General features: G+C 69.9%; 13 protein-coding genes. 8 read left to right on the forward strand and 5 right to left on the reverse strand.

All coding sequences use genetic code 11. The features are described from left to right. Positions 1-329 precede the first annotated feature (329 nt). From ABNF93_RS00310 to ABNF93_RS00345, 8 genes are all read left to right on the forward strand, one after another. Positions 330-1,340: an SGNH/GDSL hydrolase family protein gene (locus ABNF93_RS00310; protein ID WP_349325421.1), complete on the forward strand. Its 1,011-nt coding sequence runs from the start codon at positions 330-332 to the stop codon at positions 1,338-1,340. Positions 1,341-1,477: 137 nt separating this feature from the next. Continuing rightward, positions 1,478-1,927: a nitroreductase family deazaflavin-dependent oxidoreductase gene (locus ABNF93_RS00315; RefSeq protein WP_349325422.1), complete on the forward strand. Its 450-nt coding sequence runs from the start codon at positions 1,478-1,480 to the stop codon at positions 1,925-1,927. A 7-nt stretch (positions 1,928-1,934) separates the two neighbouring features. After that, complete coding sequence (locus ABNF93_RS00320) at positions 1,935-2,600, forward strand: SIMPL domain-containing protein (protein ID WP_349325423.1); 666 nt, start codon at positions 1,935-1,937, stop codon at positions 2,598-2,600. Positions 2,601-3,049: 449 nt separating this feature from the next. After that, positions 3,050-4,159: a radical SAM protein gene (locus tag ABNF93_RS00325; protein WP_349325424.1), complete on the forward strand. Its 1,110-nt coding sequence runs from the start codon at positions 3,050-3,052 to the stop codon at positions 4,157-4,159. A gap of 49 nt (positions 4,160-4,208) precedes the next feature. Next, positions 4,209-5,432 carry an acetyl-CoA C-acetyltransferase gene (locus ABNF93_RS00330; RefSeq protein WP_349325964.1) on the forward strand — a complete coding sequence of 408 codons (1,224 nt, stop codon included), beginning with the start codon at positions 4,209-4,211 and terminating at the stop codon, positions 5,430-5,432. 181 nt (positions 5,433-5,613) lie between these two features. Then, positions 5,614-6,090 (forward strand): PPOX class F420-dependent oxidoreductase, encoded by a 477-nt coding sequence (locus ABNF93_RS00335; protein WP_349325425.1) that lies wholly within the window; start codon positions 5,614-5,616, stop codon positions 6,088-6,090. 141 nt (positions 6,091-6,231) lie between these two features. Continuing rightward, complete coding sequence (locus tag ABNF93_RS00340; protein WP_349325426.1) at positions 6,232-6,462, forward strand: DUF4287 domain-containing protein; 231 nt, start codon at positions 6,232-6,234, stop codon at positions 6,460-6,462. Positions 6,463-6,487: 25 nt separating this feature from the next. Beyond that, on the forward strand, positions 6,488-6,898 hold the full coding sequence (locus tag ABNF93_RS00345) for a PPOX class F420-dependent oxidoreductase (RefSeq protein ID WP_349325427.1): 411 nt from the start codon (positions 6,488-6,490) through the stop codon (positions 6,896-6,898). 273 nt (positions 6,899-7,171) lie between these two features. On the opposite strand, the gene ABNF93_RS00350 is transcribed toward ABNF93_RS00345, so the two are convergent. The 5 genes from ABNF93_RS00350 to ABNF93_RS00370 form a co-directional block, all read right to left on the reverse strand. Then, a complete protein-coding gene (locus ABNF93_RS00350; RefSeq protein WP_349325428.1) occupies positions 7,172-7,993 on the reverse strand; it encodes a Bax inhibitor-1/YccA family protein in 822 nt (273 codons plus the stop codon). Positions 7,994-8,069: 76 nt separating this feature from the next. Further along, the gene (locus tag ABNF93_RS00355; RefSeq protein WP_349325429.1) at positions 8,070-9,410 is read right to left on the reverse strand and encodes an MFS transporter; all 1,341 of its coding nucleotides are present in this window, start codon (positions 9,408-9,410) and stop codon (positions 8,070-8,072) included. 5 nt (positions 9,411-9,415) lie between these two features. After that, complete coding sequence (locus ABNF93_RS00360; protein ID WP_349325430.1) at positions 9,416-10,246, reverse strand: FHA domain-containing protein; 831 nt, start codon at positions 10,244-10,246, stop codon at positions 9,416-9,418. Between the two features lie 87 nt (positions 10,247-10,333). Beyond that, a complete protein-coding gene (locus ABNF93_RS00365) occupies positions 10,334-11,860 on the reverse strand; it encodes a serine/threonine-protein kinase (RefSeq protein ID WP_349325431.1) in 1,527 nt (508 codons plus the stop codon). After that, on the reverse strand, positions 11,832-14,243 hold the full coding sequence (locus ABNF93_RS00370; RefSeq protein WP_349325432.1) for a serine/threonine-protein kinase: 2,412 nt from the start codon (positions 14,241-14,243) through the stop codon (positions 11,832-11,834). Before ABNF93_RS00370 ends, ABNF93_RS00365 begins: the two co-directional genes overlap by 29 nt. Positions 14,244-14,288 lie beyond the last annotated feature (45 nt).

Genomic DNA, 14,288 nt, shown 5'->3' on the forward strand with positions numbered 1-14,288 from the left:
CCTGCACTCTAATGTCGGGCTGCTCGGTCCGGTCGCCGCGGCGTCGATCCGGCGCGTCCCGCAACCTGAGCGCGCTGCCAGGACTGACAATAGGACAGGAGGGAAGTACGTCGGGGAGTCCTTGTTTCGGTACGGATGTGGCGGATTCGCCATGTGCGTTCGCCGCCTGCTGTCACCAGCCAGTGGCGTAGCGTGCCGCCGGAATCCCGGCAAGGCCCCGGTTCGTTGAGCCTCCAGGGGTTTCAGGAGACTGTCCGGCTCGACACAACCTCGTAACCGAAGCGCCCGGCCAGCGACCAGGTCAGTAAGGCCATGAAAAGGAGGACCCAGTGGGTAAGGCTCGAGCTGCACGCAAGCTGGCCGCCGCGGCGGCGGTCGGTGGAGGCGGAGCGGGTCTTCTCGGTGGCACCCTCGTCGCCGTCCTCGTGGCCGAGGCAATGCTCGCGAAGCGCACCATTGGTGCACCGGTGGGCCATCCGCCCTTCGCCGACGGACGTTACGGCGAGGGCAGTGCGGACCCGATCTCGTTCGCGGTTCTCGGCGACTCCACCGCGTGCGGCTTCGGCGTCGCGACCGCCGACGAGACACCCGGCGGACTCCTGGCGACCGGCTTGGCCGCTCTGTCCGCACGTCCGGTCGACCTGCGGGTCGTCGCGGTGTCCGGCGCAGAGACCGACGACCTCGACCGCCAGGTCGGCCTGGCACTCGCCGCCAAGCCGCATGTCGCTCTCGTGATCATCGGCGCCAACGACGTCACCCACCGCACCCTTCCTTCGGAGTCGGTACGCCTGCTCGTCCAGGGCGTACGCCGGCTGCGTGACGCCGGCTGCGAGGTCGTCGTCGGCACCTGTCCCGACCTGGGCACGGTCGAGCCGCTGGCGTTCCCACTCCGCCAGCTCGCCCGGCGGTGGAGCCAGCGGTTGGCGGCGGCCCAGACGATCGCCTGCGTCGAGGCAGGCGCGCGCACGGTCTCGCTCGGGTCACTGCTCGGACCGGAGTTCGCCGCGGCCCCCAGGGAGCTGTTCGGACCGGACCGCTTCCACCCGTCGGCAACCGGCTACGCGAGTGCGGCCGTCGCGCTCCTCCCCTCGCTCGCCGCGGCGCTCGGCCACTGGCCGGAGGACGAGGAGGGCGACGTCTCCCTCGGCGACGGGCAGATCCTCCCGATCTCCTTCGCCGCGATCCGCGCCGCCCGCGATCCCGGCACCGAGGTCGCGGCCGCCGATGTCGCTGGTGCCGAGTCCGGGCCCCGCGGGCGGTGGGCGCTGCTGCGACAGCGCCGGCAGACCGGGGCGGCACCTGTCGACAGCATCTTCTCCACCGAGCGCGAGACCGCCTGACCGTCGCGATTTGTCACCACCGAACCTGTCACCACCGAACACGGTGGGATGAAGCCTGGCCCCGGTGACGTTGACGTGGAGGATGTCCCGGCCGCTGAAGGCGGCGGGACCTTTTCGCCAAAAGAGGAGAACGGCACATGAGCGTGAACGACGACGCCGCTGGCGCCCCCACCGACAGCCCGACCGACTGGGTGGCCGCCCACACCAAGGAGTACCTCGACTCCGATGGCGAGAAGGGCCACATCTGGTACAGGGACGCTCCGACGCTTCTTCTCACCGTGACCGGACGCAAGACCGGACAGCGCCGGCGTACTCCCCTCATCTACGGCCGCGACGGCGACGACTATCTGGTGGTCGCGTCCAAGGGAGGCTCGGACACTCCTCCGGAGTGGTACCTCAACCTGCGCGCCCATCCCGACGTCGAGGTCCAGGTAGGCAACGAACACTTCCAGGCGCGGGCGCGGGACGCCGCCCCTGAGGAGAAGCCGCGCCTGTGGGCGACGATGGCGGCGATCTGGCCCGACTACGACGAGTACCAGAAGAAGACCGACCGCCAGATCCCTGTCATCGTCCTCGAACGGCGATAATCGTGCGATGAACGCGGACATCGCCGGCTACGGCCCGCCCTTCACGGGTGTCGCCGTGGTCGGCCGTGGCGTCGTTCAGGCCGTCCCGGACATCGCGACGTTCGCTCTCGCCGCGCAGGTGACGGCACCCTCCGCAGGCGAGGCGATGAGCAAGGCGAGTGCGTCGATGGAGTCGATGGTCACTGCCGCCGCGGCCGCAGGCGTTGCCTCCTCCGATCGACAGACCCATGGCATGCAGCTGTCGTCGTACCGGAGGCGCCAGGGCGCGCCGGTGCAGCACCAGGCCGTCCAGCGGCTCCGGGTGTGGGTACGCGACGTCGACTCCGCCGGTGAGATTCTCGAACGCATCCTGGCCGCCGGCGGTGACGACGCGCAGGTGGAGGGGTCCGGGCTGACGATCAGCGACGAGCAGGCGTACGCCGACCGGGCGCGCGACCTGGCGATGGCCGACGCCCGCCACCGCGCGGAGCAGCTTGCCCGGCTCGCCGACCGGCCGCTGGGTGCCGTGCTCGCCGTCCACGAGGAATCTGGCCGGTCTTCCGTGGCCAGAAGGTCGGCGAAGTTCGCGGCGGCCGATGCCGTGGCGCTGGCTGCTTCGGCATCGGCACCGGTGGAGGCGGGGGAGATCGAGCTCACCGTCCTGGTCGCGGTGGAATTCGGCTGGGCCGACTGACCAGAGCACCGAATGGCGTGGGCGACCTGAACGGATGGTCCACCGTGGGCCACGCCGGGCCAGCGACTGGCGGACCCGAACTACTACGCGGACCCGTTCAGCCGGCCTCGGCCATGATCAAGCGCGGGAAGCCAGTGGTTTCGACCCGCCCAGACCACCGGTCTGCTACGCATGATCACGAGACGCCGGCCCCGACCAAGGTGGGGACGCAGGGCCGGCAACGCGTTTGACCTCGAAGGCCACGCACCACCACAATGGCTCGCATGTGACGCGCTGACCGGCACCTCCGACCGGTCCTTCCTCGTGCCCGTCGTTCTCCCGGCGCCTTCGGCCTCTGAGCCGCGCCTGTCTCGACGTGGGCGCGTCATGTGCCGTTCGCATGGGCCTTTCCCGACCTGGATACGTTCGTTCGCCCCCTGTCTGGAGGCCCCACTGATGCGTGCGTTCACGTGCTACCGGCTCTGTCGCGGACCCGGTACGCCGCCCTGCAGGAGTTCCTCGCCGACTCCGGAGAGCCTTCGTACCGGCTGAAGCAGATCCTCCGCGCCGTCTACCGGCGCGGCATCACCGAACCCGCCCGGATGGCCGAACTCCCGGCCCGCCTGCGGGAACGCCTCACGGCCGAGTTCGGACCTTCGTTGCTGGGACTCACCCCGATCGCCACGCAGCAAGGCGATCAGGTCGAGAAGGTGTTGTTCGAGAGCCGCCGGGGTGCGCGGATCGAGACGGTGTACTCGCGCTACAGCACGGGCTGGACCTCCCTGTGCGTGTCGACGCAGGTGGGGTGCGGACTCGGCTGCACGTTCTGCGCCACCGGCGCGGTCGGCCTTGTCCGCAACCTCGCGGCCGACGAGATCTGCGACCAGGTACTCCATTTCGCACATCGGCAAGGCGGGGTTGACAGCGTGTCGTTCATGGGGATGGGTGAGGCGCTGGCCAACCCGCACACCTTCACCGCTCTGGATCTGCTGCAGCACAAGGACTTCCACGCCATGAGCCCGCGCCGGATCACGGTGTCGACCGTCGGTTTCGCACCGGGCCTGCAACGCCTGGTGGACGACCACCCGCAGGTCAACGTGACGCTGTCGGTGCATTCGCCGTACGACGACGAACGGGCGGACATGATCCCCTTGCAACGCAGGTATCCGCTCGCCCGGTGCCTGGAGATCCTCGACGGGCATGTCACCGCGACGCGGCGGAAGGCCTATCTCGCCTACCTCCTGATCGACAACCACAACGACAGCGAGGACCACGCCCGGGCACTGGCCCACCTCGTGGGGAAGCTCGCCAGGCCCGAACTGTTCTGCGTCAACGTGATCGCCTACAACCCCGCGGCCGGTGTGACGCCGGAGTTCCGGCGGCCCAAACCCGCGCAGATCCGGCGGTTCCTGGCGGTGCTCGCCGCCGCCGGCGTACGAACGACGAAACGGCAACAGTTCGGCGATTCGCTCGAAGCGGCCTGCGGGCAGTTGCACGCCCGCTATCTCACCGTGTCGGGGGCGCCGACTCCTACCCATGACGGCGGCCGGCGTACTAGCCTCGACATTACCAAGCGGTAACTATCCGGCGGTTGAGACTGTCGCCGCGGCTCACGGAGGGACCACGCTCATGTCCGACGCTGTCATCGTCGCCACCGCCCGCACTCCCATCGGTCGCGCGGGCAAGGGCTCGCTGACCGGCGTCCGGCCCGACGACCTGGCGGCGTTCGCCATCCAGGCCGCACTGGCCAAGGTTCCGCAGCTGGAACCCACCGCCATCGACGACATCTACCTCGGCTGTGCAGAGCCGCGCGACGAACACGGCGGCAACATGGCCCGGCGGGTCGCCGTCCAACTCGGTCTCGACACGGTGCCGGCGGTGACGGTCAACCGGTTCTGCGCCTCGAGTGCGCAGACCGCGCGGATGGCGTTCCACGCCATCAAGGCTGGTGAGGGCGAGGTCTTCGTCTCGGCCGGGGTGGAGTGCGTGTCGCGCTACAGCGGATTCGGCAGCGCCGGCGTGGACCCGGTGGAGACCCAGAACCCGCTGTTCGCCACCGCGAGGGCGCGCACGGCGGAGTACGCCGAAACCAACGCCACCTGGCACGACCCGCGCGACGACGGCCAACTCCCGGACATCTACGTCGCGATGGGCCAGACCGCCGAGAACCTCGCCACGTCGCGTGGAGTGGGCCGGGCGATCCAGGACGAGTTCGGGGTGCGTTCGCAGAACCTCGCCGAGGAGGCGGTGAAGGCCGGCTTCTTCGCCCGCGAGATCACGCCGTACGCCCTGGCCGACGGCACGCTCGTCGACGCCGACGACGGCCCGCGGTTCGGCACCACGCTGGAGAAGGTCGCCGGGCTGCAGCCGGTCTTTCGACAGAACGGCACCATCACCGCCGGCAACTGCTGCCCGCTCAACGACGGTGCCGCCGCGGTGGTCATCATGGCGGCCGACACCGCCGAGCGGCGCGGCATCACCCCGCTGGCCCGAATCGTCGCCACCGCCGCCTCCGCGCTCTCGCCGGAGATCATGGGGCTCGGCCCGGTCGAGGCCAGCAGGCGCGCCCTGACCCGCGCCGGCATGACGATCGACGACATCGACCTGGTGGAGATCAACGAAGCGTTCGCCGCCCAGGTCATCCCGTCCGCCGAGGACCTCGGCATCGGATGGGACAAGCTCAACGTGCACGGGGGCGCGATCGCGCTCGGGCATCCGTTCGGCATGACTGGCGCCCGCATCATGACGACGCTGCTCAACGGCCTGCAGTGGCGCGACAAGCAGATCGGTCTGGAGACCATGTGCGTCGGCGGCGGCCAGGGCATGGCCGTCATCCTCGAACGTCTGTCCTGACCCGGACGGCGACCCGACGACGAAAGGCGATCCACCCGCCACCGGCTCCGCTGCGGGGTGCAAATGACCACGCTGAGCATGCCAGCGGGAGCCCGACAAGGCCAGCTGAGCTGCCTGGGTCCCACAGGCATGCTCAGCGTGGTCATTTGCCGGCTCGCCGAGGGTTCTAAACTCCCTGGTCATGAGCCCATCGATTGCCACCGCCACCACGCCCGACCGGGCCGAGCTGCTGGACTTCCTGCGTACGCGCCATCAGGGCACGCTCGCGACCGTGCGCCGCGACGGCCGCCCCCAGCTGTCCCCCGTCACCTGCGGACTCAACCGCGACGACAAGATCGTGGTGTCGACCTATCCCGAACGCGCCAAGGCCGTCAATGCCCGTCGCAACCCCCAGGTCAGCATCTGCGTGATGTCGGCCGGCTGGTCCGATCCGTACGTCCAGGTCGACGGAACCGCGAAGGTGCTCGACCTGCCGGAGGCGATCGAGCCGCTGGTGGAGTACTTCCGGTGCATCAGCGGCGAGCATTCCGACTGGGACGAATACCGCGCCGCCATGCAGCGTCAGGGCAAGTGCCTCATCGAGATCGAGATCGAACGCTGGGGCCCCGTCGCCCGCGGCGGCTTCCCCGCGCGTGTCGTGGAGGCGTCCGGCTCGTAACGGCAGGGTTTCTGCCTGGATGTCGGCGTGTCGCAAGCGCCCGATTCGCCGGGTTGGGCGGAGGGGGTTGTTTCCCGTGCGTTCGTCAGGCAGTCTCGTGGGCATGGACCTACTGTGAACCCGAAACCCCGGGAGGCCGTCATGGCTCTGAACCACTCCGAAGAGACCCATAAAAACCTCCTCGCCCGGCTCCCACGCGCAACCGGGCGCGAACTTCCCGAGTGGATCAGTGCCTTAGAAAGTGGCCCTTCGTTCCTGAGGTTCGAAGACCGGGTCAGTTGGCTCCGCAACGAGTACGGCATCGCCCACGGACACGCCACGGCGATCGTGCACGAGCACGACCTTCGCCGCGCGCAGCGCAACTTCGCCTGACCCCTCACCGACAGCCGATCGCGAGATGAACGTCGACGAGGCCCGGGCGTTCCTGCGTGACCATCATCGCGGCGTGTTGAGTACGTTCCGCGCTGACGGTATGCCGCAGCTCTCTCCGATCCTTGCCGGCCTCGACGCCGACGGCTATGCGACGGTGAGCACCCGCGAGCCGGCGTACAAGGTGCGCAACCTGCGTCGCGATCCACGCGCGGCGTTGTGCGTCTTCACCGAAGGATTCTTCGGGCCGTGGATCCAGATCGAGGGCACGGCCGACATCGTGTCGCTGCCAGAGGCGATGGACCACCTCGTCGACTACTACCGCACCGTTGCTGGTGAGCACCCGGACTGGGACGACTATCGCGCGGCGATGCGGCGGGAGGGGCGGTGCCTGATCCGGATCCGGATCGACCGAGTGGGCCCGTCCGTCTCTGGTTGAGTCCCTCGATACCACCGCCGTTCCTCACGATTCGCCACGTGACAAACCGTGGGTGCCGGACTGCGAATGACCACGCTGAGCATGCCCGTGGTACCCGGGACACGTGCCGACGCCTGTCGGACGTCCACAGGCATGCTCAGCGTGGTCATTCGCGCAAGCCCTGGGCGAGGGCGACCGCCACCGCAGCCGTCGGTCATGCACACATGACAGAGGGCCGCCGACCGCGTGGCCGGCGACCCTCTGACGTCTCGGTTGTCGTCCTCGTCGGCGGTGTCAGTCGCCGCCGCGCAAGATGGCGAGGATCCGCAGGATCTCGATGTAGAGCCACACGAGCGTGACGGTCAGCCCGAACGCCGCGAACCAGGCGTCCTTGCTCGGCGCACCCTGCGCGATGCCCTTCTCGACGTAGTCGAAGTCGAGCAGCAGGTTGAAGCAGGCGAGGGCGACGCCGATGACCGCGAAGATCAGCCCGATGCCGCCGAAGCCGCTGACTCCGAGGTTGATGCCGAACATCCCCAGCAGCAGGTTGACCATCACGATGAGGAAGAAGCCCATCGTCGCGGCGATGACGAAGCGCTGGAACTTCGGCGTGACCCGGATGATCCGGAACTTGTAGACGGCCAGCATCCCGGCCGACGCACAGAGCGTGCCGAGCACGGCCTGCGCCACGATCCCGGCGTCACCGCCGACGTAGGCCGTCAGCACCTTGCTGACCAGGCCGACGAAGACACCCTCGATCGCCGCGTACGACAGGATCACGGCGGGGTTGGTGATGTGCTTGAGCCCGATGACGAACCCGAGCCCTAGCCCGACGAGCGCGGCGCCGATCAGCCAACCGAAGTGCGCGGGCTGTAGCGGTTCGGCGAGGTACCACGTCGCTCCGGCCACGATGATCAGCGTGCCGAGCGTCATCGCCGTCCGGGCGACGACGTCGTCGATCGTCATCCGGTCGCGACGGGTGCCGAGGCCATCCCGCGCGGGCGCGTTGTACATCTCCTGGAGTTGTTCTGAGGTCATGGTCGACGCTTCCGCGGCGTAGCCGGCCGACGACCGGAACGCATCGCGCCGCGAAAAGACCGGGTTCCTGCTCTGCATCGGTGGTGTCCTCCTCCGCCCAGGGCGGATCCAGTGGTGTGCGCGACATGGTAATGAATCGGCAAAGCCCCTGTCGTCACCTTGACGACGATTCGTCCATCCCCGGGGTTCCCACCGGGGGCGGTTCGCCTCCGGAGCGTACCGGTGGGCGGGAAACCGTCTCGCGGGCGATGCCGGCGAACACGCCGACGGCCAGGAGAGTCACCGTGGCGAGGACCAGGACCGCTGACCGGTATCCCACGTGGTCGACGATCCACCCCAGGCCGATCGGCCCGACGACGGCGGCAAGGTCTCCCGCGGTGCGGTAGATCCCGACGGCGGGTCCGCGTCCGTCGGCCGGCGCCACATCCGCCATGTACGCGGCCGGTGTCGGGCCGGAGAAGCCGAGGGCGACACCGGTGACGAGGACGACGGAGGCGAACCACAGCGGATCCGACGTCACCGCGTACGCCGGGAGGGCAAGACCGACCATCGCCAGCCCCGGAACGATCACCCGCTTCCGGCCGATCCGGTCCGACAGCCGGCCCGCGATCGTCACCATGATCAGGTTGACGAAGGTCACGATGCCCAGCAGCCCGCCGAACTGCCCGACGCTGAGTCCGACGACGGTGTAGGCGATGATCGGAACGAGGGACTGCGTTCCCGCGAAGCGGTTGAGGAAGATCGAGAAACCGACACCACAGATCGCCAGGTAGCTCCGATCGGTGAGAAGCCGTCGTACGGCCGAACGGGCCTGCGGACGCACCGCGCGGTCCGCGTCGGCACTCGCGGGCGGGTCGGACGGTGTGCGTCCCGGCGAGGCGGTCCGCAACAGCGTCCGCCAACCGAACGTCACCACCAGCGCGGCCATCACCCCGCAGGCGAGAAACGGCGCGCGATAGCCCCAGAGTGTGGCCACCAGCCCACCGAGGGCGGGTCCGAACGCGCCGCCGATCAGTTGGAACCCCTGCAGCAGCGACATCGCGGACCCACGGTCGGCGAGCCTCGTCAGATGGACGACGAGCGTCATTCCGGAGGTGATCGCCATCCCGCCCGCGAGACCCGCCGCGAACCGCAGTCCGAGAAGGACGTCGAGTGTCGGGGCGAACGCCGTCGCGACCTGGAGCAGGACGACCGCCACCACCGACCACAACAGAAGGCGGCGCGGATCGAGGCGCTCGCACAGGATCCCCGCCGGGATGTTGACGACCAGCCGACCCACGCCGAACAGGGCGATCAGCAAGCCGAGTTGGGTGGCGTTCGCGCCGAACTCCTCGGCGTACAACGGCAGGACGGGGACGACGACGCCCCACGCCGCCTGCGTGGCCGCGACGGCGAGGCACACGATGACGAGAGGTCGTCCGGCGGAGCGCAGCCGACCGGAGATGCGGTGGCGAATCCCACGACTCCCGCGGGCGGATCCCGACCACCGTCCCACCGGGACTACTCTGCCGACTCTTCGTCGAGCAGGAGCAGATCCGCCTTGCCGATGGTCGTGGTGACCAGAAGCTCCATGATCAGGTTGTGGTTGAGGGTGTTGCCCACCGGCGGGGGTACCTCTTCCTCCAGCAGGCCGCGCACTCGGCCGCTCAGCCTCTTGCGTACGTTCACGACGATGTGGGCGGCCCGACGCCAGGTCCACTTCTCCGCAGGCCGCAGGTCGCTCAGCTCGTCGGCGACCTGGGCCCAGGTCAGCGGCTGCGGCTGGGGTTCGTCCCGAAGGTACCGCTGGCTGAGACACACGAGCACCAGGCGTTCGACCGGACTCAGCGACCAGACGTCGCGGCGGCGCGTGTCGGCTTCGTACCCACCGTCCGCGCTCGGTGGCGGCACCTTCGCGGCGATGCGTACCTCCAGCAGGTGCTCCTGCTGCGGGGCGACGATGAACAGCGGCGTGTAGGCCACCGGCAGCTCGGCCCGGTCACCGCCGAGCACCAGCCGCGACCCCGGGAACCGGATGGGCAGCCTGCCGACGTTCGTCAGCACCCACTGCGAACCCTCGAACGTGAGGTAACCGTGGCGCCGGCTCACATGAGGATCGTCCGCTCCGACGCAGACGTGCACGTCCGGCTCGTTACGCCCGAACACCACCGGGAAACCGGCGTCGGGCGCGACACTCATCCCACCGTTGGATCCGAGGACGAACAGCGTGCCCGGCTCAGCCGGCGGGAGGCTGCGGGCGAGGCTGCCGAGATCCTTGGGCAGCAGGTTGACCTTGCTCGACCTCGACGATGGCGTGGCTGCCGGGCCCCCTGGCCTGGATACCGACGTCACAGCTTCCCTCCTCGACCTGCTCTACTCTCCTGGCGTACGAACTGAGCCACCAAAGTGCCGATAATGTCCACCGTCACCCGCCCGTCACTAGCCACCCGCTTTCGGTGCCGTCGGGCGATAGACGAGGGTGCCGCCGGCCGTTCCCTCGCCCCCGGTGCTCCACCCGCTCCCGGCGTCCGCCCCGTCCTGCAGGACGCGATATTCCATGTTCCCCGCCACCTGGTACGCGAGCTGCCACTCGAACTGCTCCGGCGCCTGGGGCAGGTCGATGGAAACCCGCCACGGAAGCTCGACGTCCTTCACCGTCTTGGAACGGCCGTTCACGATGTAGGTCAGATTCGTGAGCGTGCCGTCCCCGGTGAACCGGAACTCCAGGATGCGCGGCGTACGGGAGGCACTCGGCGTCGGCGACTCTGTAGGGGTCGGTGAACCCGTGGGGCTCGGCGTCGATGGCGACGCCTTCGTGGTCGATCGCGGAGCGCCCGGTTCTGAGGTGGACGCGAGGGAGTCCGACGGTTCCCGCGGTTCGGACGACACCGAGGTTCGGATGCCGACCGCCGCGGCTGTCACGACGGCCGCTGCGATGGCGGCCGCGACGCCGACCAGCACCGGCGATCGGGCGATCCAGCGCCTTGTGGGCCTCTCGCCGTCGGGCGTTGGCATCTGGGCTGCTGGCGGGAGGTCGTCCTGCCGCGCGTCTCCCGGGGGTACGGCGACTGGGCGTACGCCACCGGGTCGTACGGCAGCTGGCGGGTTGGCAGCCTCGTCGGCACTCCTGTCGATGCCGGCCGTCACCGCGGGCGGAAGCCACAGCCGGTCGGAGATCTGGCCGTCCCGCGTCAACGAACCCAGCGCAGCGATCAGCTCGGGCACCGTCGGGCGGGTCGATGGATCGTCGCGCAGGCAGTCCGCGACCAAGCTTCGCAAGGCGTCGTCGCTGATCCCGTCGGCTCCCGCGGGTCCGGCGCCGACACCGGGGGCGGTGCCGGTGCAGGCGTACGTCACCATCGCTGCGAAGGAGAAGACGTCGCTCGCCGGGCCGACCTGTCCGCCAGCCAACTGCTCCGGTGACATGAAACCCTGCGAACCGGCCGGAGTGCCGGTGACGGCGAAACCGTCCGGGTCGAGCTCGCGGGCGATCCCGAAGTCGATGACCCGCGGCCCGTCCCGGGTGAGCATCACGTTGGCCGGTGTGAGATCCAGGTGGACGAACCCGGCGCGGTGGATCGCCGACATCGCCTCGGCGACACCGGCGGCCAGCGGCCAGACCGACTGGGCGGTCAGCGGGCCGCACATGCGTACGGCATCCCGCAACGTCACCGACGGTACGAACTCGGTCGCGAGCCACGGCTCCGCGGCATCGGGATCCGCCTCGAGCACGGCCGGGTTGTGTCCCCCACCCACCGCCCGCAACGCAGCAACCTCCCGCCGGAACCGGTCGGTGTAGTCCTGCTGGCCGGCGAAGTCGTCGTGCATCACCTTGACCGCCACGGCGCGCCCGCCGGCCGACCTGCCCAGGTAGACGTTGGCCATGCCGCCGGTGGCGATCCGGGCCTGGATCCGGCACTGTCCGATCGCACGCGGATCACCTGGCTCGAGTGGCTCCACTGTCACCTCCAGTCGGTGGAACGAGAGCATGCACCTGTCCGCTCGTGCCGACGAACACCAGCCCGGCGGTGCTCACCGGACCGGAGCTGAGCGTCGGATCGATGGCGTACGTCCACAGCACAAGGCCGTTGGCCGCGTCGAGCGCGTAGACCGTCTGGTTCGGGCACGCGGCGTACAGCCTGTCTCCCGACAGACGGAGCGCGTTCGCCTGGCGGAACGCGGCTCCCTCGCCCTTGCCCAGTCGGCGCGACCAGACCTGCGATCCGGTGGCGGCATCGAGAGCGAAGACATTGCCGTCGGTGGTGCCGAGATACAGCATCCCGGCCCCGAACTGGAGCCCGAGACTGCTGTGGGAGTTCGGCCGCTGCCAGGCAGCCTGCCCGTTGTCCGCGCGGACCGCGTGCAACGTGCCCGACCCGTCGCAGAGGAAGACGTGGCCGTACGCGATGTGCGGGTAGAGCCCGTCGTCCACGGCGTAGGTCCATCTCCTCCGGCCGGCGCGGGCGTCCACCCCGACAAGCCCAGCGCCGACCGCGGCCACGAGTCCGTCACCCGCCGCGAGGCCGTTGTCCGCACTGACGTCGACCGTCCATCGCGGCCTCCCGTCGCGTACGCCCAGAGCCCGGATCCGGTCGCCGCCGAAGCAGACCACCGATCCGGTCACCGCCGGGCCGTGCCACAGGTACTCACCCGTCGACGGTTTGTACACCCACCGCGTCGCGTTGGAGGTGGCGTTGATCGCGGAGACCTGCCACGCCGATGAACTCTCTGAACCGATCACGTACGCCACACCACCGGCGATCCCGCCGAGCGTCTCGTTCGCGACGCGCCTCCACCGGACCCCGCCCGTGTGCGGATCGATCCCGCGTACGTGCGAGTCGTTCCACACCAGCACCATCCCGCGCGCGACGCCGAGGTTCGGGTACGAGTCCGAGTCCGGGCCGGCCACCGGGATCCTCCACCGCAGGTCAGCCTTGGGCGGTGGGCCGGTCGGCGTCGGAGGTTGCTCCGTCGACGGCCGGCTTGATGGCGTTCGGGACCTCGCGCCGGACGACTCGCCGGACGGCGGAATTGATGCCGAACCCGAGGGCGAACCGGTCCGCGACGGCGATCCCAAGCCGCCCCAGCCGTTGGGGTCCCGGTTCCGCCACAGCGCGACGAGCGCGGGAGTGGCGAGCAGGCCGGCGACACCGGCACCCGCGCTGACCAGCACCCGCCGGCTCGGGCGTGCCGACCTGGGTGCGCGCGCGTCAGGGGCATCCGGACCGGCACCCGAATCCAGATCGGCGACGTTCGGTCCCACCGGCTCGGCGGTTGCCGCACCCATGGCCGCGGCAGCCGCGGCGGCCGCGTCCCGACCAGGCGCGCGCACAGCGCCGTGTCCGAGCACCTCGCCGTGTCCGGGCCCGTCGCCGTGTCCGGGCCCGTCGCCGTGTCCGGGCCCGTCGCCGTGTCCGGGCCCGTCGCCGTGTCCAACCGGGCGGAGCAGCGAGGGAAGGTCGAGAGCTTCACCGGCCCGCCGGTCGACCTCCTGCGCCAGGGCCGGTGGCAGCCAACCCGTTCCCTGCAACGACTCCGTGCCGTGGCCCAGGCGTACCCACCGGGCCAGCAGGTCGGCGGCAGACGGTCGTTCCTCCGGCCGAAGCCGCAGGCAGGCAGCGATCCCTTCGAACAGAGGATGGTGCTCGAGGCCGCGGAGATCGGCCTCCGCACGAGCGACCCGGCCCCACGTGGCCGCCGGGGACCCGGTCCCGAACGGCTCCCTCCCGGTCGCGGCGTACACCAGGACCGAACCGAGGGCGAAGACGTCGCTGGCCGGGCCGATCGCACCGGCAGAAGCCTGCTCGGGCGACATGAAGCCGATCGAGCCGACCACCATGCCGGCCTGCGTGATGGCGGTGGCATCCGTCGGCCGGGCGATGCCGAAGTCGATCACCCGGGGCCCACCGGCGGTCAGCATCACGTTGCCCGGTTTCAGGTCGCGGTGGACCACGCCGGCCGCATGGATCCCCACGAGGGCCTCGGTCAGACCGATCGCCAACAGGCGTACGGGATCCGGAGGTACCGCACCGAACCGTACGACCGCGTCCCACAACGACATCCCGGGGAGGTACGAGGTCACCAGCCACGGCGGCCGGTCGTCTGGTCCGGCATCGAGCACAGGAGCGGTGAACAGACCGCTCACCGCGCCGGCGGCCCTCACCTCGCGGCGGAACCGTGCGCGGTACTCCGTGTCGTCGGCGAACCGTCGCCGGATGACCTTGACCGCGACCTTGCGGCCACCGAGCGTCTGTCCGAGGTAGACGACGCCCATCCCGCCTTCACCCAGCCGGGCCAGAAGCTGGTGGTCGCCGATCCGGTCCGGATCACCGCGCTCTAGCGGCTGCACCGTCCTCCTCCCCCGGGCGACACTGACGAGACAGGCGAGCCTGCC

Origin of the sequence: Actinopolymorpha sp. B9G3 (assembly GCF_040120725.1) — a bacterium.
GTDB lineage: Bacteria > Actinomycetota > Actinomycetes > Propionibacteriales > Actinopolymorphaceae > Thermasporomyces.